The following is a 24145-nucleotide window of genomic DNA, read 5'->3' on the forward strand; positions in this document are numbered from 1 at the left end:
GTTTCCATGGCGGCGATTTGTTTGAAGTAGTGAAACTGTATGAATCCCTTAACTTGCAAGAGGTCAACGCTTTTCTTCAGGAGCATTTTAAATGGGACCGCTTGGCTGTTTCTCTTTTAAAAAAGGAGACTCCATGACCCGCCCTTTTCCCGAGCAAACGGTTTTGATTACCGGTGCAAGCCGTGGGATCGGCGCCGCCATTGCCGAGCGGTTTGCAACGGTTGGCATGAATATCGTCATCCATTACCAGAGCTCCCATGAGGGAGCGAATGAAACCGCACGCCGGTGTACCGCCCTTGGGGCTAATGTTATGACGGTCAGCGCAGATATTCGGGTAAAGAGCGAGATCCTTCGTATGAAGGAAAGGCTGGCCGATCACGGCTTTATTCCCGATATCGTCATTAATAATGCAGGGGTATCCCAATACGGATTGTTTACGGATTTGAGCGAGGATGAATGGGATCATGTGCTGGATATCAATTTGAAGGGCGCCTACATGGTTACACAGGCGTTTCTCGATACGATGATCAGCCGGAAGTATGGGCGCATTGTCAATGTTTCCTCTATCTGGGGGACGGCAGGCGCTTCCTGCGAGGTCGCTTATTCCGCTTCCAAAGGCGGCTTGAATGCCCTGACCAAGGCGCTGGCCAAAGAGCTGGCGCCTTCCGGCATTACTGTGAACGCTGTCGCTCCAGGCCCCGTCGATACCGATATGATGGCCGGCTTCAGCACCGAAGAAAAAGAAGCGCTAGAGCGGGAGATACCTGCTGGACGTTTTGCTCGACCCGATGAAATTGCCTCTCTGGTCTATTACTTATCCCTTCCGGAGTCCGGATACATAACGGGGCAGATTGTCGGCGCAAACGGCGGATATTCAACTTGACATAAGATGGACAAGGCGCCACCTTGAATAGCGGGAGATGCGGCAGGCCACACTAAGGAAGATATAAAATCACTTCCAAGGAGGAACCTAACGTGGCAACCGTGTTGGAATCATACGCAAAATGGAAGAAGTTTCTATCCGAACGGGTAAGCGCAGCGGAACGCAGCGGAATGAGCGAAGAAACCATCATTAAGATGGCAAAAGAAATCGGCGATTTTCTCGCCTCCAAAATCGATCCCCAAAATAAAGAAGAAGGCGTGCTGAAGGAACTTTGGGAAGCGGCGGATGAAGAGGAAAAGAAAGTTTTGGCCAAGGTCATTTTTAGAACCGTGAGCTGACCGTTTCCATTGCAAAACCTCCTTAGTGGAGGTTTTTCTTTTTATTGAAATCACTGGAATAATGGTAAAATATAGCGTAATAGCCGATCTTTTCGAAAACTCCTTCTATATATTGGTTTGGGGTGTAGCTATTGAAGGTTCATGGCTTATCTTGTAGAATATTAACGAACGGATATGTCTGGAAAATATGGAGCGTACAAAATGGAACCGAAACAATGGTATATGGAATATAAAATTCATAAGAACCGCCCTGGCCTTCTCGGGGATATCGCTTCGCTTATGGGCATGCTGGAAATCAACATTATCACCATCAATGGCGTAGAAGACCGCACCCGAGGTATGCTGCTGCAAACCACTGATGAAGAAAAGATCGAATTATTGGGTAAGTTACTAAAAAAGGTAGACAATATTACCGTCAATGCCCTGCGCGAACCGAAACTGGTGGATATACTTGCAGTGCGGCACGGAAGATACATAGAGCGTGATTCCGACGATGAAAAAACATTTCGCTTCACCCGGGACGAGCTGGGGCTTTTAGTCGACTTCCTCGGTGAACTTTTTAAGCGGGATGGCAATCATGTGATCGGGCTTAGAGGGATGCCGCGGGTCGGTAAAACCGAGTCGATCATTGCGGGGAGCGTTTGCGCCAGCAAACATTGGACCTTCGTTTCCTCCACCCTTTTGCGGCAGACGGTACGAAGCCAGCTTTCCGAGGATGAAATGAACCCGAACAATCTCTTTATCATTGACGGGATCGTTTCCACCATCCGCTCCAACGATAAGCATTTCGCTTTGCTTCAAGATATTATGGCGGCTCCTTCTACGAAGGTGATCGAGCACCCGGATATTTTTATTCGGGAGTCGGAGTATGACTACTCCATCTTTGACGTGATCGTCGAGCTCAGGAATACTCCGGACGAGGTTATTTCCTATGAAGGCTTGGCGGAGCAATATGAAGGGTTTTGATGAGCCCCATAAACGGGGATCAAAGAGGGATGAATTGGAGGTGACGAAGTGTTCGAATTAGGTCAAATGCTGAAACAAGCTAGAATAGAGCGGGGCATAAGCATCGAGGATTTGCAGGAATCAACGAAAATTCGCAAGAGATATTTGGAAGCTATCGAGGAAGGCAACTTTAAAGTGCTTCCGGGCAATTTCTATGTTCGGGCATTTATCAAGAGTTATGCAGAAGCCGTCGGATTAAACCCAAGCGAAGTTTTGGGCATGTACAAAAACGTGATTCCCAACGCCACGGCGGAACCCGCGGAAGAAACGGTACTGCGTCGTACCCGATCGAAATCCAAGATGTCCCCTGACCGTAAGAGTACATGGATCACCGGAATCATTCTGTGGGCTTTCCTCATTTTGATTCTGGGAATCCTCTATTATATTATTACCAGCAACTCCAATCGAGGCAGCGGAGACCTGGTGGATACCGGCAAGCACATCACCAATAAAACGCCGGGGCCAAGCTCACTGGCTACCTCAAGCGTATCTCCCAGCCTGACCCCAACGCCAACGCCTACTCCGACGCCAACACCAACGCCAACAGCGACGGTAACCTTCACGGAAACTGTCGGGAAAGTGGATCATTATTTGGTTAGCGGCGGCAACGGAAGCATGGTTCTCGTTTTGAACATCAAGGATGCTGATTGCTGGGTGCAGGTTTCCAAAGTTGTCGACGGTAAAAAACAAACGATTTACACCCATACGATGAGTTCGGGAGACTCCCAAACTTTCGAATCAGCCGATCCGCTCTACGTGAACCTTGGCTTCGGCAAAGCCGCGGAAATCACCGTTAATGATATTCCCGTACAATTAAAGGGCTCAAGCGGCTCGGAAAAATACCAATTCGATTTGGAACAAGGGAGTGCGACGAATGGCCAGTGATAGCTCGTTCGATATCGTTTCGAAATTTGACATGCAGGAGCTGAACAATGCTCTGAACCAAGCGGAACGGGAACTGGAAACCCGCTTCGACTTCAAGGGTAGCAAAAGCTCCATCACCCTGGAAAAAGAAGAACTTGTCGTCCTCTCCGACGACGAGTTCAAGCTGCAGAACGTGCTTGATATTTTGTACAGCAAAATGACCAAACGGGGATTATCCATCAAAAACCTCGACTTGGGTAAGGTTGAGCCGGCATCCTTGGGCACTGTTCGCCAGCGGATCAAGCTGAAGCAAGGCATCGGGCAGGATATGGCGAAGAAAATCAACGGCATTATCAAGGATTCCAAGCTGAAAGTATCCAGCCAGATCCAAGGCGATCAAATTCGCGTAACCGGCAAAAGCCGGGACGATTTGCAAAAAGTGATCCAGCTGTTGAATCAGGCCGAACTTCCTCTGGAACTCCAGTACACCAACTATCGTTAAGCGGTCTCCGCGAGCCGCAGATAACCCTTTGCCAAAGGCCGAAAAGCCTTATCCGGCAGAGGGTTTTGCGCTTTGACACGACCATTTGCGTTAGAGTATACTTGTTAGGAATATAAGCCAAATGTACGGACAAAAACGCATGGACAGCAATGGAGGCTTTTTTTTATGACGGAAAAAATAAAAGTGGTTACGCTGGGCTGCGAGAAGAATCTTGTCGACTCGGAGATTATGTCCGGACTTATCCACGAAAGAGGCTACGAGCTGACGGAGGAGAAGGAAGAAGCGACAGTCATCATCGTCAACACCTGCGGCTTCATCGACGCGGCGAAAGAAGAATCCGTCAATACGATTCTTGACATGGCCGATCTGAAAAACACCGCGAATTTGAAGGCACTAATCGTTTCCGGTTGTTTAACCCAACGCTATAAGGAACAACTGATGAAGGAGATGCCGGAGATTGACGGAATCGTCGGAACCGGTGATTTTCACCATATTACGGACATTGTGGACAAAGCTTTAGCCGGCCGCAAGCCGGTGATGGTGGGGAATCCGATATTCAACTACGAGCAGAAGCTTCCCCGTCGACTTTCTACTCCGCGCTATACTGCCTACCTGAAAATAGCCGAGGGCTGCGACAACGCCTGTACGTTCTGCAGCATTCCGATTATGCGGGGAAAATTCCGCAGCCGCACCATCGAATCCATCGTAAGTGAGGCGGAAGATTTAGCAGCGCAGGGTGTCAAAGAAGTGAGTTTGATCGCCCAGGATTCCACCAATTACGGCTCAGACCTTTATGGCGAGCTCAAGCTTCCTGAGCTTCTGCAGCGGGTTAGTGAAGTGGAGGGAATCGCTTGGGTGAGGCTGCACTATGCTTATCCCGGCTTTTTTACAGATGAATTAATCGAACTTATCGCGACCAATCCGAAAATATGCAAGTATATCGATATGCCTTTGCAGCATAGCGAGGATCGAATCCTGAAACGGATGCGCCGCCCTGGGCGCCAGCAGGATGCTAAGGAATTGATTCTGAAGATCCGCGCTCGCATTCCCGATGTATCCCTTCGGACGTCCATCATCGTCGGCTTTCCCGGTGAAACGGAAGAGGATTTCTCCAATTTGATGGAGTTTGTAAAGGAAATAAAGTTTGACCGGCTAGGCGTATTTACGTATTCGCCGGAAGAAGAGACGCCTGCTGTGCGGCTGCCGGATCAAGTCCCAGACGATGTCAAAGAGTACCGGGCCAACACCTTGATGGAGCTTCAGCGGGTAATCGCCCAGGAGCGGAACGGCGAGAAAATCGGCAAAGTCCTGGACGTTCTTTTGGAACGTTACGATGGCCGCAACGATGTGTACATCGGCCGTTCGCAGCACGATGCGCCGGAGATCGACGGCGAGGTTTTCGTGACGGGAAGCAACAAAGGAATTGGGGAGATATCCAAGGTGAGAATCACTCACTCTTTTGATTTTGACCTGTCTGGGGAGGAAATTGCATGAATTTGCCCAACAAAATTACACTGGCCCGGATTTTCCTGGTGCCGATCATCGTGATTTTTCTCGTCGTCCAATTGGATTTCGGGAAACTCTTGATTGACGACTACAGCATTACTGTCAATCAGATCATCGGAACCTTGATATTTATTATTGCGGCAAGTACGGATAGCCTGGACGGTTACATCGCCCGAAAAAACAAACTGGTCACCAATCTAGGCAAACTGCTGGATCCCCTCGCCGATAAACTGCTGGTGACGGCTGTGCTGATCTGTCTTGTCGAACTGGGCAAATTGCCAAGCTGGATGGCCATCATCATCATCAGCCGCGAGTGGGCGGTGACGATGCTGCGGCAGATCGCAGCCCTTGACGGGGTTGCGCTGGCTGCGAGCAAATGGGGCAAATGGAAGACGGCGACGCAGATTACCGCCATCATTGCCATGCTCATCAACAACTTCCCATTCACATTCATTGGATTTCGCTTCGACCTGGTGGCCATGTGGGCAGCTACGCTCATCACCATCTATTCCGGGATCGACTATTTCGTCAAGAACAAGCACATTATCAACCATACGGAAAAATAACCGAAACAACCGGAATAACCTTCCTCTTTCCCAACCTTGACCTCGGCGGTCGGAAGGAAAGAGGATTTTTATTACGATATAGAAAAGCATAAACTTCGGAGCATCAGTTTTTCTTATATAAACCGTCTTTATCGGATGAGGGGGACTTGCCATGAAGGCAGAATTGATTGCAGTTGGAACCGAGCTTTTATTGGGTCAGATCGTGAATAGCAACGCACAATTTCTTTCGCAGCAATGCGCCATTCACGGCATTGACGTCTATTTTCAAACCGTTGTTGGGGATAATCCCGCAAGACTGAGACAGGCACTGGAAATTGCCCGCAGCCGAGCGGATTTGGTGCTGTGTACGGGCGGGTTAGGCCCGACTCAAGATGACTTGACCAAAGACGTGCTGGCCGACTTTCTTGGCAAAAAGCTAGTGGTCCATGAGCCGTCGATGGATAAAATCACCTCCTGGTTTAAGGAACGTGGCCAGGTGATGGTGGAGAGCAATGCTCGACAAGCGCTGCTTCTAGAAGATAGCGACGCACTTATGAACGACAACGGGATGGCGGTCGGGTTGGCTATGACGGATCAGGGCACCCGGTATATGCTCCTTCCCGGGCCTCCCAAAGAGATGAAGCCGATGTTTTTGGATCATGGGCTTCCTTGGTTAAAGGGTGTCATGGGTGACAAAGCTCCGCTCTATTCGATCATGTTGAAGTTTGCCGGGATTGGAGAATCGGCATTGGAGCATCGCCTTCTGGATCTCATTTCGGCTCAAGGAGAAGTGACTATCGCCCCTTATGCCAAAGAAGGGGAAGTGACCATTCGGTTGACGACCCGCGCGCGTTCCCAGGAAGAGGCAGACAGACGGATGGCGGGTGCGCTGGTGGAGATTCGTGAACGACTTGGCGAACATTTGTTTGCCGAAGAGGATATTTCCATTGAAGAAGCGGTGTTCCGGTTGCTTGCACGCAGGCAAGCTACCTTGTCCGCAGCAGAAAGCTGCACAGGGGGACTGTTGTCGGATCTGCTCACGACGCTGCCGGGCATCTCCGCCCATTTTCGCGGCGGGGTCGTCAGCTATTCCAACGAGCTTAAACATGCGCTTCTGGACGTGCCTCTCGCTCTCTTGGAAGGCCCTGGAGCACCGGGAGCGATCAGTCCGGAGACGGCTCGGGCCATGGCCGAAGGCATGCTGAAGCGGGCAGGTACGGATTATGCCGTATCGGCAACAGGTGTAGCCGGTCCTGATCCTTCCGAAGGCAAACCTGTCGGTCTGGTTTATTTCGGAATCGCCAGCAAGGAGGCGGAGACGGAAGTGATCGAAGCCCGTTTCTCCGGTAACCGGGAAACGATTAAGCTGAAGGCGGTCAAGTCGGTCCTTTATCATTTGTGGAGAAGGCTCAAGTAACGGCTTAAGGCGCTATAGCACAGCAATATACTAAGGACAATAGCGTAGAAAACGGTTGCCGAATCAGTGGTAGCGGGTTATAATGAAAGCAGCCAAATTGCGCGGAAGCACCGCAACGAAAGAATACTCTTTTGTTGCGGTTTTTGTTTGGAACAATATTTTACGAATATATGTTCGTAAAACGCTTGGCAAACGGCCAGAAATGAAGTAAAATAAAACTATATTCGAAGAAGGATGTGGACAATTTGTCAGATCGTCGCGCTGCATTGGAAATGGCTTTGCGCAACATCGAAAAGCAATTCGGTAAGGGGTCCATCATGAAGCTGGGCGAATCCACGCACATGCAGGTGGAAACCGTACCCAGCGGGTCTCTGGCTCTTGATATAGCCTTGGGAATCGGCGGCTTCCCGAGAGGGAGAATCATTGAAGTATACGGACCGGAGTCTTCAGGTAAGACGACCATCGCCCTTCACGCTATTGCCGAGGTACAAAAGGTCGGCGGACAAGCTGCCTTTATCGATGCCGAGCATGCCCTCGACCCGTCTTACGCCAGCAAGCTGGGTATCAATATTGACGAGTTGCTGCTGTCTCAGCCGGATACCGGCGAGCAAGCTCTTGAAATCGCCGAGGCCCTCGTTCGCAGCGGCGCGGTGGATATCATCGTCATTGACTCCGTTGCGGCTCTTGTACCTAAGGCGGAAATCGAAGGCGACATGGGGGATTCCCACGTTGGTCTGCAGGCACGTTTGATGTCTCAGGCACTTAGAAAGCTGTCCGGCGCGATCAACAAATCGAAGGTCATCGCCATCTTTATCAACCAACTGCGGGAGAAGGTCGGCGTCATGTTCGGCAACCCCGAAGTGACTCCGGGCGGACGGGCGCTGAAGTTCTACTCCTCCATCCGACTGGATGTGCGCCGGGTGGAATCCATTAAGCAGGGCAACGACATGATCGGCAACCGGACGAAGATCAAGGTCGTCAAGAACAAGATGGCTCCGCCATTCAAGCAAGCGGATGTCGACATGATGTACGGAGAAGGCATCTCCAAGGAAGGCAGCCTGGTGGACATCGGTACCGAGATGGATATCGTGGACAAGAGTGGCGCCTGGTATTCCTTTGACGGCGAGCGATTGGGTCAAGGCCGCGAGAATGCCAAAGTATTTTTGAAGGAAAACAAGAAGATCGCAGAAATCATCGAGAAGAGGATTCGCGAAAACAGCAACTTATCAGCTTCTTCTGCAGCCGTTGTGGAGGACGACGAGGACGAGGATGAGTCTTCACTGTTTGAATAGACCGGTTATGGGGACCCGCACCTTCCGAAGGTGCGGGTCTTTTGTTCATTTGCTATGATGAGCTATGAATGTATAAGGTAGGAGAGGAATGAGCTCTTTGGTAGACAACCAGGCGGAAGAGATCACGAAAGTGGAGCAGCAAAAGAGAAGCCGGCGCCGGTTTAATATCTATTTAAACGGCGATTACCGCTTTTCGGTCCATGAGGATCTCATGGTGAAACATCGGCTCCTTAAAGGTGAGTTCGTTGAACCGGAGCAGCTCACGGCGATTTTGTTGGAAGAAGAAAAGCACGGCGCCTATTTGAGCGCTCTTAAATATTTAGAAGCCCGCGCCCGATCGGAGAAGGAAGTGGCCCGCAGACTGAAGGAGAAGGGCTATGAACCGGAGCTTATCGCGACTACCATCGAGAAATTGAGAGAGCAGCAATATTTAAACGACGGCGAATTCGCCAGGCTTTGGGCGGCAGACCGGTTCGACTTGCAAAAAAAGGGACGCAAGTGGGTAGAGCAGGAACTGCAGCAGAAGGGTGTGGACAAGAATGAGATCGCCCGGGCTGTAGACCGATTGGATCCGGAGGAGGAATTCCGGAACGCTCTTGAGATTGGCGGGAAGAAATGGAGGCAACTGAGCGGCGAGCCCCGTGCGAAACGTACTAAACTGTATGGTTTTTTGGCGCGGAGAGGATTTCCAAATGCTACCGTATCCCGGGTGGTTAAGCATTATGCCGGTGGATTCGAAGGGGAAGCCGAGGACGAATTGTGTACAAATGAAGATTGAATGCGATCTTGGTTCAATCCCTGCAAAGTTCAATAACTTGACAACATTCTTCTTATACGGATAAAATATTGTTGTATCTTATGTAATTTGAAGATTCGCAAAGTAAAATCGCCAATTTTTACTTCTATCCTTAACCTGCGAATCGCTATGCTAAATTCAGACTGGGTGCCGCATGCATGCCGGCCTGCTGAAAATGATTGCGCACAACCACAAAAATGACAATTGAATGACGGATCCCAAGCTAACCCCTTGAGGAGAAGCGAGGAGGTGAAACAGGATGGGCGATTTAGGAATCGTCTGGGTTATCATCTCTCTCTTAGGAGGCCTCCTTCTTGGTTTTGGGATTGGATATTTTATCCGGAAATCTCTTGCTGAGGCGAAAATTTCAAGTGCAGAAGTCGCTGCCGCGCAAATTGTAGAGAATGCGAAGAAAGAAGCGGACGCTACAAAGAAAGAAACCGTGCTTGAAGCGAAGGATGAAATTCATAAACTTCGTGCCGAAGCGGATCGAGACATTCGCGAACGTCGGAATGAAACACAACGACAAGAACGTCGATTGATGCAAAAAGAGGAATCACTGGATAAAAAATTAGAATCTCTGGAACGCAAAGAAGAACAAATGGCTAACAAAGAGAAGCGGATCGATGAAACCCAGGCACAGATTGATCAGCTTTTGAAAAACCAGGTTGCTGAATTGGAACGGATTTCCGGCTTGACTACGGAAGACGCAAAAGAGATCATCCTGACCAATGTTGAGCAAGAAGTACGCCATGAAACGGCACAGTTGATTAAGGAAATCGAACAACAAGCTAAAGAAGAAGCCGATAAGAAAGCACGGGAGATCATTACGCTGGCGATTCAGCGCTGCGCAGCTGATCATGTGGCAGAAACGACGGTATCTGTCGTGACCTTGCCGAATGAAGAAATGAAAGGCCGGATTATCGGTCGGGAAGGCCGAAACATCCGGGCTCTGGAAACTCTTACCGGGATCGATCTTATTATCGACGATACTCCCGAAGCGGTTATCCTCTCCGGTTTCGATCCGATCCGCAGAGAAATTGCCCGTAACGCACTGGAAAAACTGGTGGCGGACGGGCGGATTCATCCGGCGCGTATCGAGGAAATGGTGGAGAAATCCCGCAAGGAAGTGGACGAACGGATTCGCGAATACGGCGAGCAAGCCACCTTCGAGGTTGGCGTTCACGGATTGCATCCGGATTTGATCAAGATTTTGGGCAGACTGCGTTTCCGTACCAGCTATGGTCAGAACGTGCTGAAGCATTCCATGGAAGTGGCCTATCTGGCAGGTCTTATGGCAGGAGAACTCGGGGAAGACGTGACATTGGCGAAGCGTTCCGGACTTCTGCACGACATCGGCAAAGCCCTTGACCACGAAGTGGAAGGCTCTCACGTGGAAATCGGCGTTGAAATCGCCAAGAAATACCGGGAGCACCCGGTTGTCGTCAACAGTATCGCCTCTCACCACGGTGATACGGAAGCGACGTCCGTTATCGCGATGCTCGTTGGTGCAGCGGATGCTTTGTCCGCAGCAAGACCGGGAGCACGCAGAGAAACGTTGGAAACCTATATCAAGCGTCTGGAGCGTTTGGAGGAAATTTCTGAGTCCTTTGAAGGAGTCGAAAAATCCTACGCAATTCAGGCTGGTCGGGAAATCCGCGTTATGGTACAACCGGAAAAAGTGGACGATACGGAAGCGTTCCGCCTAGCCCGTGACATCACGAAGAAGATCGAGAATGAACTGGATTATCCAGGCCATATTAAGGTCACAGTCATTCGTGAAACTCGCGCGGTGGAATACGCCAAATAACATGAAGCGAAGGAAAAGTGGCCGTAAGGCCACTTTTCTCTTCCATTAGACGGTGTTAGCCGAATACCTTTACTGCAGGAGGACCTGAATGAACATTCTTTTTATTGGCGATATCGTTGGGGCTGTAGGGCGAAATGCGCTTAAACAGCAGCTGCCGTCGCTGAAAACCAAATATCGGCCGGACATCATTCTGGTCAACGGTGAAAATGCCGCCCACGGCCGGGGCATTACCCGTCAAATTGCTCGGGAGTTTTTCGAGTGGGGCGTACACGGCATCTCTATGGGCAACCACACCTGGGATCAGAAAGAGATTTTCGATTTCATTGACGATGAACCGAGAATGGTTCGACCGGCTAATTATCCGCCGGGAACTCCCGGAAGAGGCTGGACGACGATAAAAGGATTGAATGGAAAAGAATTGGTGCTGATCAATTTGATGGGTCGAGCATTTCTTCCGCCACTCGACGATCCTTTTCAGAAAGCTGACGATATTTTAAAATCGCTGCCGGATCGGAAACGTCCGGTGTTTGTTGATTTTCACGCTGAGGCGACCTCCGAAAAGATCGCCATGGGCTGGCATCTGGATGGCCGCGTAGCCGCCGTTGTCGGTACCCACACCCATGTGCAGAGTCACGACGAACGGGTGCTGCCCGGTGGAACCGCCTATGTGACCGATGTAGGCATGACCGGACCAATGAACGGCATCCTTGGCATGGAGAAGGAATCCGTGTTGCAGAAGTTCAAGACATCGCTGCCGGTGCGATTTGTAGTCGACGAAGGCAAATGGCATTTTCATGGCGTAGCCGTGGAAACTGACGATGCCACTGGGCTCGCCAAGAGCATCAAGCTGATTCGTTTGAACGAAGACCAATTCATTATGGAATAGAGGATCAAGAGAGCAGGCCTAATGGCTTGCTCTCTTTTTTGTGCAAGACCATGGAAAATATTTCAAGTCATTTTCTCCAAGGGCTTGCCACTTGGTATGTTCGTATAAGGCGGCGAATAGATTAGGGTATAGGAATCCCAACCACCATTCCCGAGGAGGTACTTTTCATGGAAGTATTAAAAGTTTCAGCAAAATCCAATCCAAATTCCGTTGCCGGCGCATTGGCCGGCGTATTGCGCGAGCGTGGGGCCGCCGAGTTGCAAGCTATTGGCGCAGGCGCCTTGAATCAGGCGATTAAAGCGGTAGCGATAGCCCGCGGATTTGTTGCGCCTAGCGGCGTGGATCTGATCTGCGTGCCGGCTTTTACGGATATTGTTATCGATGGTGAAGATCGGACAGCCATCAAACTGATCGTAGAGCCCCGTTAATAGCGGACAATCGATTGCTCCTTGCATGGAATGATTGGGATGAATAGTTTTATCTTCAAACGGCGCAAGCCGTTTTTCCATGTGCATAGAAATTTGGAGACAAAGGGGGTTAAACATTGGTTATGCATGTGATCGATACCCACTGCGATATTTTGAGCCGGATGCTTGCGGATCCTACGATTTCATTCGCGATCGAATCTACGGGGGCTGACGTTTGTTTGCCGAGGCTTCGTCAAGGGGGCCTGCGGCTGCAATTTTTTGCCTTGTACTTGTCGGAGCGTTTCGCTGATGCCGGGATGGGTCCAATTTTGGAGATGATCGACCTCTACCGGGAGCGAGTGCTGGCAAGTGGAGAAGTCGTGCCGGTGAGAACTGTCAAAGAGGCTGAAGAGTCATGGGCTAGCGGTAAAATCGCCGGCGTGCTGTCATTGGAAGGAGCGGAGGGGCTGCAAGGCAATTTGGTGAACCTTCGAACGTTGTTCCAACTGGGCGTGCGTTTTCTTGGATTAACCTGGAACCATGCCAACTGGGCGGCAGACGGGGTGATGGAACCGCGTCAAGGTGGTTTCACGGTGGCAGGCAAGCGATTGATCGCGGAGTGCGACCGGCTCGGAATCATTCTCGATGTGTCCCATCTCTCGGACAACGGGTTTTGGCAACTGGCGGAGCTTTCGAACCGTCCTTTCATCGCATCCCACTCCAATTCACGCAGCATTTGTAACCATCCCCGCAATCTGACGGATGAGCAAATCCAGATGATCGTACAAAGAAACGGCTGCATCAGTCTAACCTTTGTCCCTTGGTTTATCCGGGAGAAAACGCCGGTCATCACGGATATTTTGCGTCATCTGGATCGCTTCTGTGCCCTCGGGGCTGTGGATCACATCGGCTTTGGTTCTGATTTTGACGGATTCGACAAGAAACTTCCAGGACTAACGAATCCATCCGATTACCCGGCATTCGGCGAGCTGCTGCTAAAGCACTTCAGCGAGCGGGAAGTGGAAGGATTTTTTTCTAGAAACTGGCACAGCTTTTTGCTGAACAACCTTCCCGTTGATTAAGCCGAAACCTGACATGTATATAGGGAATGATTGAAAAAGAATGGAAAAGCTAAGAAACCGTTTCCATTTTACGTAATTCTATTAAAATCAATCTAATTTTGATATCAATTTCATCTAATAAAACTATGCTTTAAATCGTCATTTTCACTTGCTTTTTAATAGTGATTCTCATAAGCTTTTAGTGAGAATAGTGATAAAAATCCTTGACGTCCCGATAAAAAATATTAACCGGATGTCAAAGTGTTTCTCGGCGCTGATACTTGAGCGAGTGCGACGAGTTTTGGCGTGCAGGTTGACCTATTTTTTGCTTCCATGTTTTCAGATTGGGGTAATAGACTTCGTACAGTCCATTTTGCTTGCGGCGTACGAAGTAAGGTACGTGGACAACCAAAAGGGGATGGAAATTGTGAAAAGTCAACTGTCTTGGAAGATTGGCGGACAGCAGGGCGAAGGTGTGGAGAGTACGGACCGTATTTTTTCTACCGCGTTAAACCGCCTCGGGTATTATTTGTACGGATATCGGCATTTTTCATCGCGAATTAAAGGCGGTCATACCAACAACAAGATTCGTATCAGCACCAAACCGATTCGTGCAATATCCGACGACCTGGACATCCTGGTCGCTTTTGATCAGGAAACCATCGATTTGAATGCCAAAGAGCTCACGGATAAAGGTGTAATTGTCGCTGACGAGAAATTTTCTCCGGTTGTGCCGGACGGCGTTAAAGCCCGCCTGTTTGCGGTTCCGATTACTGCGATTGCCGAAGAGCTGGGCACCTCGCTCATGAAAAATATGGTGGCCTCAGGTGCTTCTTGGGCGCTGCTCGGTTTACCCCTGGATGTATTCAAAAAGGCGGTGCAAGAGGAGTTCGGCCGTAAAGGCGCCGCTGTTGTAGATAAAAATATTCAAGCCGTCGAAAGAGGCGCTCAGTTCATTCTGGAGCATGCCGGTGGACCATTGGATGAGTTCCTGCTTGAGCCGGCGGATGGCAAGCAAAAGCTGTTCATGATCGGCAACGATGCCATCGCTTTGGGAGCTGTTGCGGCAGGCTGCCGGTTCATGTCTGCCTACCCGATTACCCCTGCTTCGGAAATTATGGAGTATATGACGAAAACCTTGCCGAAGCTGGGCGGAGCTGTCATTCAGACAGAAGATGAAATCGCAGCCATTACCATGGCAATCGGTGCCAATTTTGGGGGTGCCCGGACGATGACGGCATCTGCCGGCCCCGGCTTGTCGCTGATGATGGAAGCTATCGGCCTTGCCGGCATGACGGAAACGCCTGTGGTCATCGTCGATACTCAGCGGGGCGGACCATCTACCGGCCTGCCGACGAAACAGGAGCAAAGTGATATCAACGCCATGATTTACGGAACGCACGGTGAGATTCCGAAGATCGTCCTTTCGCCCAGTACATTGGAGGAATGCTTCTACGATACGATTGAAGCTTTCAATCTGGCGGAGCAATACCAGTGCCCGGTTATCGTGGTAACGGATTTGCAGCTTAGCTTGGGCAAGCAATCGGCGATTCCTTTTGACTATAACAAAATCGTTATCAACCGGGGCAAGCTGGTTACGGAAGTACCGGATCGCGAAGACGGCAGCTTGTTCAAGCGTTACGCCCTTAATGAGGATTGCATTTCGCCTCGGGTGATCCCCGGGGTGAAAAACGGCATCCACCACGTGACTGGCGTTGAGCACGGAGAGGATGGACGCCCTTCGGAAAGCCCGCTGAACCGCAAGAAAATGATGGATAAACGTCTTGGTAAGCTCAGCAACCTGCAGGTGACCAATCCGATCTTGGTTGACGCTCCTCATGAGACGCCTGATGTGCTTCTCATCGGCATGGGCTCTACCGGCGGTACCATCGACGAAGCTCGGGCTCGCTTGCAAAATGAAGGCATCACCTCCAACCACGTGACGGTGCGCCTCTTGCATCCGTTCCCGGCTGAAGAGCTCCGGCCTTATATCGAAAAAGCCAAACGGGTTGTTGTCGTCGAAAATAACGCCACCGCCCAGCTGGCTAACCTGATCAAGCTGAACGTTCAGGGCAGCGCAGAAAAAATCCACAGCCACTTGAAATATAACGGCAATCCGTTCCTGCCGTCAGAAATCTACTCGGAATGCAAGGAGATGTTCGTATGGCAACGCTAAAGGACTTCCGCAATAACGTCAAACCTAACTGGTGTCCCGGCTGCGGCGATTTCTCCGTTCAAGCTGCCATCCAACGGGCAGCTGCTAATGTCGGCCTGGAACCGGAGAATCTCGCGATCGTATCCGGTATCGGCTGCTCCGGTAGAATCTCCGGCTACGTTAATGCTTACGGTTTCCACGGCATACACGGCCGCTCGCTGCCTATTGCTCAAGGTCTTAAAATGGCCAATCGCGAACTGACGGTACTTGCTTCCGGTGGCGACGGTGACGGCTTCGCCATCGGCATGGGGCATACAGTGCATGCCATTCGCCGCAACATCGATATGACCTATATTGTCATGGATAATCAGATTTATGGTCTGACCAAGGGGCAAACGTCACCCCGCAGCGCTGCCGGCTTCAAGACGAAGAGTACGCCTAACGGCTCCATCGAATCGACCTTGGCACCGTTGGAAATTGCTATCGCTTCCGGGGCAACCTTCGTCGCCCAATCTTTCTCCAGCAATTTGAAGCAATTGACGGAGCTCATTGAAGAAGGCATCAAGCACAAAGGCTTCTCGTTCATCAACGTCTTCAGCCCGTGCGTAACTTTCAATAAAGTGAACACCTACGATTGGTTTAAAGAGAATCTTCATGACGTGAGCGAGTTTGAGGGCTATGATCCATCCAACCGCGCTCAAGCGATGATGAAGCTAATGGAAACCGAAGGCTTGATCACCGGGCTCATCTATCAGGATAAAACCCGTCCCAGCTATGAGGACAGTGTTTATGGCTTCAAACCGGAAGGTTTGGCCAATCAGGACGTCATGCTCTCGTCCGATCAATTCGACAAATTGGTAGCGGAATTTAAATAACAGTGTAAAAAAAAGGCGAAGAGAGACCTCTTTGCCTTTTCTTTTACCGAAAAAGGGGTAAAATAGGTTAGGGGCGTTATGGATAACGCCAATCGAACAGTCGTAAAAGGAGTGGAATTATTGTGAAACAAGTGCCCGTAGGCGTGTCGGCCCGGCATATCCATCTGACCAAGGAACATATAGAAATCCTGTTTGGACAAGGATATGAATTGACCGTAATGAAGGATCTTTCCCAACCTGGCCAGTATGCCGCCAACGAAACCGTAGCGGTTATCGGTCCGAAAGGAAAATTCGATAAAATTCGGATTCTGGGCCCTGCCCGCAAAGCATCCCAAGTTGAAATTTCTCAAACTGACGCTTTTTCCATCGGCGTGAAGCCTCCCGTACGGGAATCCGGCAATATCGCAGGAACCCCTGGCGTTAAAGTTGTAGGTCCTGCCGGCGAAGTGGAACTGGAGGAAGGCGTGATCGTCGCTGCTCGTCACATTCACTTCCACACCTCCGATGCGGAGAAATGGGGAATTGCGGATAAACAAAAGTTGAAAGTGAAAGTAAACGGCACGCGTCCGCTTATTTTTGAAGATGTTATTGCCCGTGTTTCTCCTGATTTTGCCCTCGATATGCATATCGACACCGATGAAGCTAACGCAGCCGGAGTGAAAAACGGCGAAATGGCAGAAATCATCGACTAATTATCGTCAAGCGTAAAGCCGCATTTCTTCCAATAGGAGGAGATGCGGCCTTTTTGCGTAGGCAGCGAAAGCAGCCGCCAGATCAATGGATATGCCGCAACCCAGATGTTATAATAGGGTGTTGTATGCAAACTTATCAAACACAGCGATTCCATAGAGGTGACAAACATGACAAGGGAGAACCAAAGCTCAACGGACTTAAAATCCGCGCCGGGCGTAAAGGACTACTCCGCTTATTTCCAGCCGCCTTCTTTGAAGGATGCAAAAAAACGCGGCAAAGAAGAGATTCAGGTACATTATGATTTTTCCATTCCCGAAGAGATGCGGGAGTTTGGCGCAGGCAAGCGCTATTTAATTCAAACCTATGGCTGCCAAATGAACGAGCATGATACCGAAACGATAAAAGGCTTGCTGGATGCTATGGGTTACACGTCCACGGAAGACCGGCAGGAAGCAGACCTCATTCTGTTCAACACCTGCGCGGTGCGGGAAAATGCAGAGGACAAGGTTTTCGGCGAGCTGGGGCATATGAAGGTGCTGAAACAGCAGCGTCCCGGACTGATGCTGGGAGTATGCGGCTGCATGTCTCAGGAGGAGGCGGTGGTCAATCGTATTTTGAGCAAGCATCCTTTTGTCGATATGATTTTCGGCACCCACAATATCCACCGTCTGCCGCACATCTTGAAAGAAGCGGCCTTCAGCAAGGAAATGGTCATCGAGGTATGGTCCAAAGAAGGGGACATCATCGAGAACCTGCCTAAGAAGCGGGAAGGAATCAAGGCTTGGGTCAACATCATGTACGGCTGCGACAAGTTCTGTACCTACTGCATCGTGCCTTTTACCCGGGGGAAAGAACGCAGCCGCCGTCCTGAGGACGTGCTTGCCGAGGTGCGGGATTTGGCCCGTCAAGGCTTCCAGGAAGTGATGCTGCTCGGCCAGAACGTTAATGCCTATGGCAAGGATTTTGAAGACATCGACTATACATTGGGCGATCTGATGGATGACGTCCGTAAAATAGACATTCCCCGGGTGCGGTTCACCACCTCTCATCCCAGGGATTTTGACGACCGGCTCATTGAAGTGCTGGCCAAAAAAGGCAATCTGATGGAGCATATCCATCTCCCGGTGCAATCCGGCAGCACGGAAGTGCTGAAGCGGATGAGCCGCAAATATTCGAGAGAGAGCTATCTGGAGCTGGTGGGCAAAATTCGCGTCGCCATTCCCGATGCTGTGCTTACTACCGATATCATCGTTGGCTTCCCCGGCGAGACGGAGGAGCAGTTTGAAGACACCCTGTCTCTTGTAAAAGAGGTCGGTTTCGACGCAGCCTATACCTTCATTTATTCACCCCGCGAAGGAACGCCTGCCGCAGCCATGGAGGACAACGTGCCGGAAGAGGTGAAGAAAGCTCGTCTGAAGCGGCTGAACGACGCGATGGCTGAGTTGAGCAAAGCCAGCAACGATGCCATGGCCGGAAAGGTCGTAGAAGTTCTGGTTGAAGGAGAAAGCAAGTACAATCCGGACATTCTCTCCGCACGTACCCGGACCAACAAGCTGGTTCACTTTAGCGGTCCGAAGGATTTGATCGGCAAACGGGCCATGGTCAAAATTACCCAGCCGAAGACTTGGCTGCTTATGGCCGAATGGCTGGAAGAGCCGGCGGTCTCGCCGTTCTAGCGATTAGACGCCAGGATGTTGTTACTGCGTTTCTTAAGGATGTGTAGGATCGATCTAGTTGATAAAGGAAACGGGGGATGAAGATGAGCGAAGCAAAGAGCGGACAGCATGACCTGAAGCACGAAGGTGATCATAACCACAGTCACAACCAATCAGGAGGCGGCTGTGAAGATATTCCTGTATTCACCAATACCGAGATGATCGTTCGCGAAGATATTTTAGCGAAAGCGAAGGAATTGGCCGCGCTGATGAGCACTTCATCGGAGATCGAGTTTTACAAGCGGGCGGAAAAGCAAATCGAGGGCAACTCCAATGTTCAGACGTTGATTAATGCTATTAAGAAAAAGCAGAAAGAAATCGTCGCCTTTGAAACGTTCAACAACAAGAAGATGGTGGAGAAAATTGAAGGCGAGATTCAGGCGCTGCAAGACGAGTTGGATGCCATCCCCATCGTACAGGAATTCCAACAGTCCCAAAGCGACATCAACTATTTGCTGCAGCTGGTGATGTCTGTGGTCCGCGATACCGTTTCCGAGAAAATCGAGCTGGAAAAAGACTGAATGCTCGCAGTCAGTACCAGAATATTCACAGAAAAAGAGAAGCCGGGATTGTCCTCAAGCTGGTGAAAACAGCGAGGGACATCTTGGCTTTTTTTCCTGAAAAGAGGAAATTTGTCGGTCATGCAGAAGATAGTGTCTAAAATAATCGTAAAGTGGGGCCTGAACATGGTTGAATCTCCTGTACAGCTCAGACCATCCATACCTTTCTTTAGACATCGTATTTTTTGGTTAGCAGTTGGAGGACTCTCCGCTTCGGCGCTGCTGATCGCTATCGCCATTCTGGGATATTTGCACATACGGAATCCGTTGCCGACTCATTATAAATACGACACTTCTACCGCAACAAATGGCGTAGAGCTGCACATCATTCAAACCGATCCGGAAAATGTCGTCTTGAAGGCGATCGACGACAATGTAATCCGCACCAAGCAGTATGGGATAAATGGCGGATTTTTCGATGGGGAACAAATGCTTAGCATCGCTGTGAATGATCATAATCCCGCCCAGGGAGAACCAAATGGCTATGGATCCGGATGGTATAACGTGAAATATCCGCGGGGCACTCTTGTTTGGGATCGGTCGGTCGGTCGTTTTTCCATCCAAAGGGTGCTAAGTGCGGACGAGCTTCAAGTAACCGATACGAACCGTTATTGGGCTCAAGGTGGCATCAGTATGAATTTGCAGGATGATTTGAACTGGCATGCGGCTGCAGAAGAGGAACATATGCCTGGACTGGATGAAACCCACATGCGCAGCGCCGTCTTATATGATGATGCCAGACAGCTATGGTTGGTGGTATCGCCGACGCTTTGCACAGCGGAGCAATTCCGCACCGCTCTGAAGGAGAAAGGGGGCTCGTCCCTGCGCGAAGGCATCTTTCTTGACGGAGACGGTTCTTCACAAATGCGTGCGAAAGGCGTCCGTTTAGCGGGGGACAACCGTGTTGTCCGGCAAATGCTGGCGTTGATCCATTGACGAAAAAAATGAAAGTTCACTGAACGAAACACATCTCCCGGGCGTCTTATCGCTAGAGGGAAAAAAACAGGGAGTCGAACAGATGGATGAACAGGACTTGGTCAAGCGGGCTAAAGGCGGAGATACGAAGTCGTTGTCCGAATTGCTCAGCGCGAACTATTCCTTTCTTTTGAAGTATTTGGCGAAGGTGACGATGAACCCAAACGCTGCGGAAGATCTTGCCCAGGAAACGATGCTGAAGGCCGTCGATAGAATCCGCCAATTTGACGGAAGGGCCAAGTTTTCTTCCTGGCTGATCGCTGTCGCGACCCGGGTATATTTGGACGCACAAAGGCGCAAGAAGAGGGAATGGATATGGCTGGAGAAAGAAAAACGCCGCATGTCCGAACCTTCTCCGGAGAGCATGAAGTGGCGGCTGACAGCGGCCGGCGGGGAATGGTCCGATGTACTCGACGCCCTCAGCCGAATGCCGGAGGAAACCCGGATGCCCGTCGTTCTGAAACATTATTACGGCTTTACCCAACGGGAGATCGCCGATATGATGGACATTCCCGAAGGAACTGTGAAATCCCGGATTCATGCCGGTCTTAGCCATTTGCGAAAGGAGCTGACTCTTCATGAGCCGGAAAAAGAACCAGACATCCGTCTCCGCGATGCCAAAAGCCGCTGAAGTCGGCTCCCGGCGTGAAGAGATGCTGACGAAAGACGACATTTTGGAAAAGCGCTTGATAGACGGGCTGCAAAAGTTTGACGATATGTACATGGCCTCCGAACCGGACGTCATGAGCCTGCAGCAAGCACTGGAAGAGCACAAGCAGGTGGAACGCCGCAAGTTGAAGCGAGAGCTTGTTCTTTTTCTCGCCATGGGTATGGTGATTATCGCCGCGAGCATCGCATTGTATATGAATCTGCCCGCATCCCTTCTCGCCGTACAGGGGACGGTCCTCCTTGTGCCGTTGCTTGCATTGCTGGGGGCCCTTACCCGCAAGACAGATCGGCGGGGAAAGCGGGTGGATCGCAGGTGACGGAACAGACGAACGCCCTTCCCCTCTGGGCGATCATTCTGGTAGGCGTTCTGCTTCTCGGTCAGGGAACGTGGTTGTTTCTCGATGCCCGCGGGAGAAGCCGTTATCCGTGGTTATGGGGCATTTGGGGATTGATTCAATGCCCGACTCCCTTCGTCGTTTATCTATTTGTCGTACGAAAGGCGGGAGCTAGGCTACTATCCAAGTTAAGGGGGAATGAAAATGAATAAATCGTCCGATCTACAAACCTTTCTAAGCGACCATTGGCAGCTTTTTCTGCCTTTGTTCATCTTGCAAATGGTTCTGATGATCGTCGCGCTAGTCGATTGCATCCGCAGTGAACGGACAAGAGGGCCGAAATGGGCCTGGGCTTTGGTTATTTTGGCGATTAATATTTTTGGGCCGGTAGCCTATTTTGTCGCCGGCAGAAGAAGGGACTAATGGAGCCGATCATTCGTGTAGACAATTTAGGAAAACATTTCGGCAATACCGTTGCCGTGGACCGCATATCCTTTTCCCTTGCGCCGGGGAAATGCACAGCTTTGCTCGGTCCGAACGGTGCAGGCAAAACGACGACGCTCAACATGCTGACCGGCTTGTTGACGCCTACCAAGGGAGACATTGTCTTCGCCGGACTCGAAGGGAAGGACCGCAGGGAGCAAATCGGCTATCTCCCACAAACTCCCGTTTTCTTCAATTGGATGACCGGGAAGGAGTATCTTCATTTCACCGCCAAGCTATATGGCATGAAGCCCGCCAGTTTCCGTAAACGCACAGATGAGCTACTGGAGCTGATGGGTCTGAAGGATGCCCGCAATCGCCGAATTGGCGGTTATTCCGGGGGCATGAAGCAGCGCCTTGGTTTCGCTCAAGCGCTGATCCATAGTCCGAAGCTGCTGATATTGGATGAGCCGGTTTCAGCGCTTGATCCTGTAGGCAGACGGGAAGTGCTGGAGCTGATGAACCGGATTAAAGGAGAGACGACGCTGCTGTTTTCCACTCACGTTCTTCACGATGCGGAACAGCTGAGCGACGATATCCTCATTATGAAAAACGGCAGCCTCGTTCTGGCCGGATCTCTCGACGAAATACGCCGGGAGCACCGCAGCCCTATACTCATTGTGGACGCAGACGATGCGACTTCGAATTGGGTGGAGAGCATCCGCCAGTTGCCTTTTATCAAACATGTGGAATATTCAGGCAGCGCCGCCGTCATCAGCGTAACCGATCCGGTGGAGGCGCGGCGGGTGTTGCTGGCGGATTTGACGGCAAAAGACGTGCCTGTCATCCGCTTTGAAGCTGCTTATACGACGCTGGAAGATGTATTCCTGAAGGCGGTGACCCAATGAAAACATGGCTGGTTCTATTTGGTAAAGAACTTATGGAAATGCGTCGCAATTTCAAAATGCTGTGGGTGCCCATCGTATTTCTCTTGCTGGGGATCATGCAGCCCGTAACCACGTATTTCCTTCCGGAGATTATCAAGGCTTCGGGAGATATGCCCGAGAGCTTTACGTTTCCCACTCCTACAGCGGCGGACGTGATGGTAAAGACGCTAGGGAATTTCGGACAAGTCGGATTGCTCATTTTAGCTTTGGCGGTCATGAGTGCGTTGTCCGGAGAAAGAGCTTCCGGCATGGCGGCTAATTTGCTGGTTAAGCCGATCTCCCGCACATCGTACATTCTGTCCAAATGGGCTGCGGCTGTGGTGTTGGCCTGGTCTTCGTTTTTGCTGGGAATGATTGGCGCCTGGTATTACACCGTTCAGCTGGTATCGACTATCAGCTTTGCCAACGTCATCCTCGGATCTCTTATATACGGTTTATGGATCACCGTTGTCGTAACGGCTACACTGTTGATGAGCGGGATATTACGCTCCGGGGCGGCTGCGGCTGGGGTTTCCCTGTTATTTGCCATCGTGTTGTCCGTCGTGTCCAGCTCGCTACCGCGTTTCATGAAATGGAGTCCTTCTCAATTGACCTCCCATGCCTATTCGTTTATTAATGAGGGTCATGTGGGAGCTCATGTAACATTGCCTTTAGTGACGGCAATCCTCTTCATTGTGGTCCTTCTTGCTGGAACCGTTGCGGTTTTACGTCGTAAGGAGCCGGTTGCCAGCTGATCTATCCTGGCTTTTTAATAGTTGGCTCCTTTGTCCTCATTCGTGTACAATAGGGGAATGAGGAGTGAGAATGAATGACGACTAATCAAAACGACGGACAAAATGAACAAAATACACAAAACGAAAACGAACAACATGACCAAAATACAATTTCCAAAGAAGAAGTAGAAGCGATAAACACCTGGTTTCAATCGATCCGCGATCTTCTACAAAACCAGTTTCCCGAGTGCAAAGTGGAAGGGCAGGTCGCTCGGCATGCTGCGTATGGACCGCTATTAGCCTATTCCTTGGCGAAGGACGGAAAATCTTACGCAACCGGATTCTTTTTGAATGAATTGATCCACCAGTTCCGCAATAATAGCAATCCGGTACTTTGGGTTTCTTCTTTCTTTGTTGATATGCTGCGGGAAGAAACACCAAGACCGCTGCCTGCTCCGCCGCAAACGGAAGAAGAGTTCAAACACCTTGTAGATAATGTGATTGTTCCTCATTGTGCCACCAGCGTCCGCGAAGAGTTTGCACCGGAAGAGGTGCATGTAGACCTGGATTTGCATCCCGAGCATGGTCCCGTGCTTGAAGCAGGATTCCCTACCATTACCGCAGGCAACAACGTGGTGGCGATGCCTCTGCACTTGTTGATCGCTTTTTATCTGATGAACCGCGACCCGTCTGACGGATTGATACAAGGGCTGTACAAAATTAAAGAAGCTAGCACCGTGAAAGCTGAAGGATAAGCGGTCGTAGCTTTTAAG

Annotated in this window: 28 protein-coding genes; 27 read left to right on the plus strand and 1 reads right to left on the minus strand. The window is 50.5% G+C overall.

Annotated features, from left to right (window positions below; all coding sequences use genetic code 11):
• Positions 1-133: 133 nt before the first annotated feature.
• From ymfI to pduL, 17 genes are all read left to right on the plus strand, one after another.
• Positions 134-883, plus strand: coding sequence for an elongation factor P 5-aminopentanone reductase (ymfI, locus tag TJ79_RS02650; RefSeq protein WP_040948745.1), 750 nt, complete (start codon positions 134-136; stop codon positions 881-883).
• A gap of 92 nt (positions 884-975) precedes the next feature.
• Entirely contained in the window at positions 976-1221 is a 246-nt protein-coding gene (locus TJ79_RS02655) for a DUF3243 domain-containing protein (RefSeq protein WP_040948746.1), read from the plus strand.
• A 201-nt stretch (positions 1222-1422) separates the two neighbouring features.
• Complete coding sequence (locus TJ79_RS02660; RefSeq protein WP_040948747.1) at positions 1423-2187, plus strand: YmfK family protein; 765 nt, start codon at positions 1423-1425, stop codon at positions 2185-2187.
• A gap of 48 nt (positions 2188-2235) precedes the next feature.
• On the plus strand, positions 2236-3111 hold the full coding sequence (locus TJ79_RS02665) for a helix-turn-helix domain-containing protein (RefSeq protein ID WP_040948748.1): 876 nt from the start codon (positions 2236-2238) through the stop codon (positions 3109-3111).
• Positions 3101-3592, plus strand: coding sequence for a YajQ family cyclic di-GMP-binding protein (locus TJ79_RS02670; protein WP_040948749.1), 492 nt, complete (start codon positions 3101-3103; stop codon positions 3590-3592). The genes TJ79_RS02665 and TJ79_RS02670 overlap by 11 nt, the downstream gene beginning before the upstream one ends.
• Before the next feature lie 165 nt (positions 3593-3757).
• Entirely contained in the window at positions 3758-5086 is a 1329-nt protein-coding gene (rimO, locus tag TJ79_RS02675; protein ID WP_040948750.1) for a 30S ribosomal protein S12 methylthiotransferase RimO, read from the plus strand.
• Positions 5083-5664: a CDP-diacylglycerol--glycerol-3-phosphate 3-phosphatidyltransferase gene (pgsA, locus tag TJ79_RS02680; protein ID WP_040948751.1), complete on the plus strand. Its 582-nt coding sequence runs from the start codon at positions 5083-5085 to the stop codon at positions 5662-5664. Before rimO ends, pgsA begins: the two co-directional genes overlap by 4 nt.
• 151 nt (positions 5665-5815) lie before the next feature.
• A complete protein-coding gene (locus TJ79_RS02685; protein ID WP_040948752.1) occupies positions 5816-7060 on the plus strand; it encodes a competence/damage-inducible protein A in 1245 nt (414 codons plus the stop codon).
• Between the two features lie 245 nt (positions 7061-7305).
• Positions 7306-8352 carry a recombinase RecA gene (gene recA / locus TJ79_RS02690; RefSeq protein WP_040948753.1) on the plus strand — a complete coding sequence of 349 codons (1047 nt, stop codon included), beginning with the start codon at positions 7306-7308 and terminating at the stop codon, positions 8350-8352.
• A gap of 88 nt (positions 8353-8440) precedes the next feature.
• Entirely contained in the window at positions 8441-9130 is a 690-nt protein-coding gene (locus TJ79_RS02695; protein ID WP_040948754.1) for a regulatory protein RecX, read from the plus strand.
• 277 nt (positions 9131-9407) lie between these two features.
• Positions 9408-10958 carry a ribonuclease Y gene (rny, locus tag TJ79_RS02700; RefSeq protein WP_040948755.1) on the plus strand — a complete coding sequence of 517 codons (1551 nt, stop codon included), beginning with the start codon at positions 9408-9410 and terminating at the stop codon, positions 10956-10958.
• Between the two features lie 88 nt (positions 10959-11046).
• A complete protein-coding gene (locus tag TJ79_RS02705) occupies positions 11047-11844 on the plus strand; it encodes a TIGR00282 family metallophosphoesterase (RefSeq protein ID WP_040948756.1) in 798 nt (265 codons plus the stop codon).
• Positions 11845-12011: 167 nt separating this feature from the next.
• Positions 12012-12272 (plus strand): stage V sporulation protein S, encoded by a 261-nt coding sequence (locus TJ79_RS02710; protein ID WP_005550495.1) that lies wholly within the window; start codon positions 12012-12014, stop codon positions 12270-12272.
• A gap of 122 nt (positions 12273-12394) precedes the next feature.
• On the plus strand, positions 12395-13333 hold the full coding sequence (locus TJ79_RS02715) for a dipeptidase (protein WP_040948811.1): 939 nt from the start codon (positions 12395-12397) through the stop codon (positions 13331-13333).
• Positions 13334-13739: 406 nt separating this feature from the next.
• Positions 13740-15488: a 2-oxoacid:acceptor oxidoreductase subunit alpha gene (locus TJ79_RS02720; protein ID WP_040948757.1), complete on the plus strand. Its 1749-nt coding sequence runs from the start codon at positions 13740-13742 to the stop codon at positions 15486-15488.
• Positions 15476-16342: a 2-oxoacid:ferredoxin oxidoreductase subunit beta gene (locus TJ79_RS02725; protein WP_040948758.1), complete on the plus strand. Its 867-nt coding sequence runs from the start codon at positions 15476-15478 to the stop codon at positions 16340-16342. Before TJ79_RS02720 ends, TJ79_RS02725 begins: the two co-directional genes overlap by 13 nt.
• Positions 16343-16461: 119 nt before the next feature.
• Positions 16462-17034, plus strand: coding sequence for a phosphate propanoyltransferase (gene pduL / locus TJ79_RS02730; protein WP_202903271.1), 573 nt, complete (start codon positions 16462-16464; stop codon positions 17032-17034).
• Here the strand turns inward: pduL and TJ79_RS27880 are convergent.
• Complete coding sequence (locus tag TJ79_RS27880) at positions 17031-17204, minus strand: hypothetical protein (RefSeq protein ID WP_238322743.1); 174 nt, start codon at positions 17202-17204, stop codon at positions 17031-17033. The genes pduL and TJ79_RS27880 overlap by 4 nt on opposite strands.
• Between TJ79_RS27880 and miaB the strand changes: the two genes are divergently transcribed.
• The 10 genes from miaB (at position 17203) to TJ79_RS02780 (ending at position 24127) form a co-directional block, all read left to right on the plus strand.
• Positions 17203-18711 (plus strand): tRNA (N6-isopentenyl adenosine(37)-C2)-methylthiotransferase MiaB, encoded by a 1509-nt coding sequence (gene miaB / locus TJ79_RS02735; protein WP_040948760.1) that lies wholly within the window; start codon positions 17203-17205, stop codon positions 18709-18711. The genes TJ79_RS27880 and miaB overlap by 2 nt on opposite strands.
• Before the next feature lie 197 nt (positions 18712-18908).
• Positions 18909-19271 (plus strand): YlbF/YmcA family competence regulator, encoded by a 363-nt coding sequence (locus tag TJ79_RS02740; RefSeq protein WP_052339207.1) that lies wholly within the window; start codon positions 18909-18911, stop codon positions 19269-19271.
• Between the two features lie 120 nt (positions 19272-19391).
• A complete protein-coding gene (locus TJ79_RS02745) occupies positions 19392-20246 on the plus strand; it encodes a hypothetical protein (protein ID WP_155987747.1) in 855 nt (284 codons plus the stop codon).
• An 82-nt stretch (positions 20247-20328) separates the two neighbouring features.
• Entirely contained in the window at positions 20329-20916 is a 588-nt protein-coding gene (sigY, locus tag TJ79_RS02750; RefSeq protein WP_040948761.1) for an RNA polymerase sigma factor SigY, read from the plus strand.
• Positions 20864-21271: a YxlC family protein gene (locus tag TJ79_RS25630; protein WP_052339191.1), complete on the plus strand. Its 408-nt coding sequence runs from the start codon at positions 20864-20866 to the stop codon at positions 21269-21271. The genes sigY and TJ79_RS25630 overlap by 53 nt, the downstream gene beginning before the upstream one ends.
• Entirely contained in the window at positions 21268-21501 is a 234-nt protein-coding gene (locus tag TJ79_RS02760) for a hypothetical protein (protein WP_040948762.1), read from the plus strand. Before TJ79_RS25630 ends, TJ79_RS02760 begins: the two co-directional genes overlap by 4 nt.
• Positions 21494-21712, plus strand: coding sequence for a PLD nuclease N-terminal domain-containing protein (locus TJ79_RS02765; RefSeq protein ID WP_040948763.1), 219 nt, complete (start codon positions 21494-21496; stop codon positions 21710-21712). The genes TJ79_RS02760 and TJ79_RS02765 overlap by 8 nt, the downstream gene beginning before the upstream one ends.
• Positions 21712-22620, plus strand: a complete 909-nt coding sequence (locus TJ79_RS02770) for an ABC transporter ATP-binding protein (protein WP_040948764.1) — start codon at positions 21712-21714, stop codon at positions 22618-22620. Before TJ79_RS02765 ends, TJ79_RS02770 begins: the two co-directional genes overlap by 1 nt.
• Positions 22617-23393 (plus strand): ABC transporter permease, encoded by a 777-nt coding sequence (locus TJ79_RS02775; RefSeq protein ID WP_040948765.1) that lies wholly within the window; start codon positions 22617-22619, stop codon positions 23391-23393. Before TJ79_RS02770 ends, TJ79_RS02775 begins: the two co-directional genes overlap by 4 nt.
• Positions 23394-23467: 74 nt before the next feature.
• Entirely contained in the window at positions 23468-24127 is a 660-nt protein-coding gene (locus TJ79_RS02780; protein ID WP_040948766.1) for a hypothetical protein, read from the plus strand.
• The last annotated feature ends 18 nt before the right edge of the window (positions 24128-24145 follow it).

Source organism: Gorillibacterium massiliense, from assembly GCF_000455485.1.
GTDB classification, from domain to species: Bacteria; Bacillota; Bacilli; order Paenibacillales; family NBRC-103111; genus Gorillibacterium; species Gorillibacterium massiliense.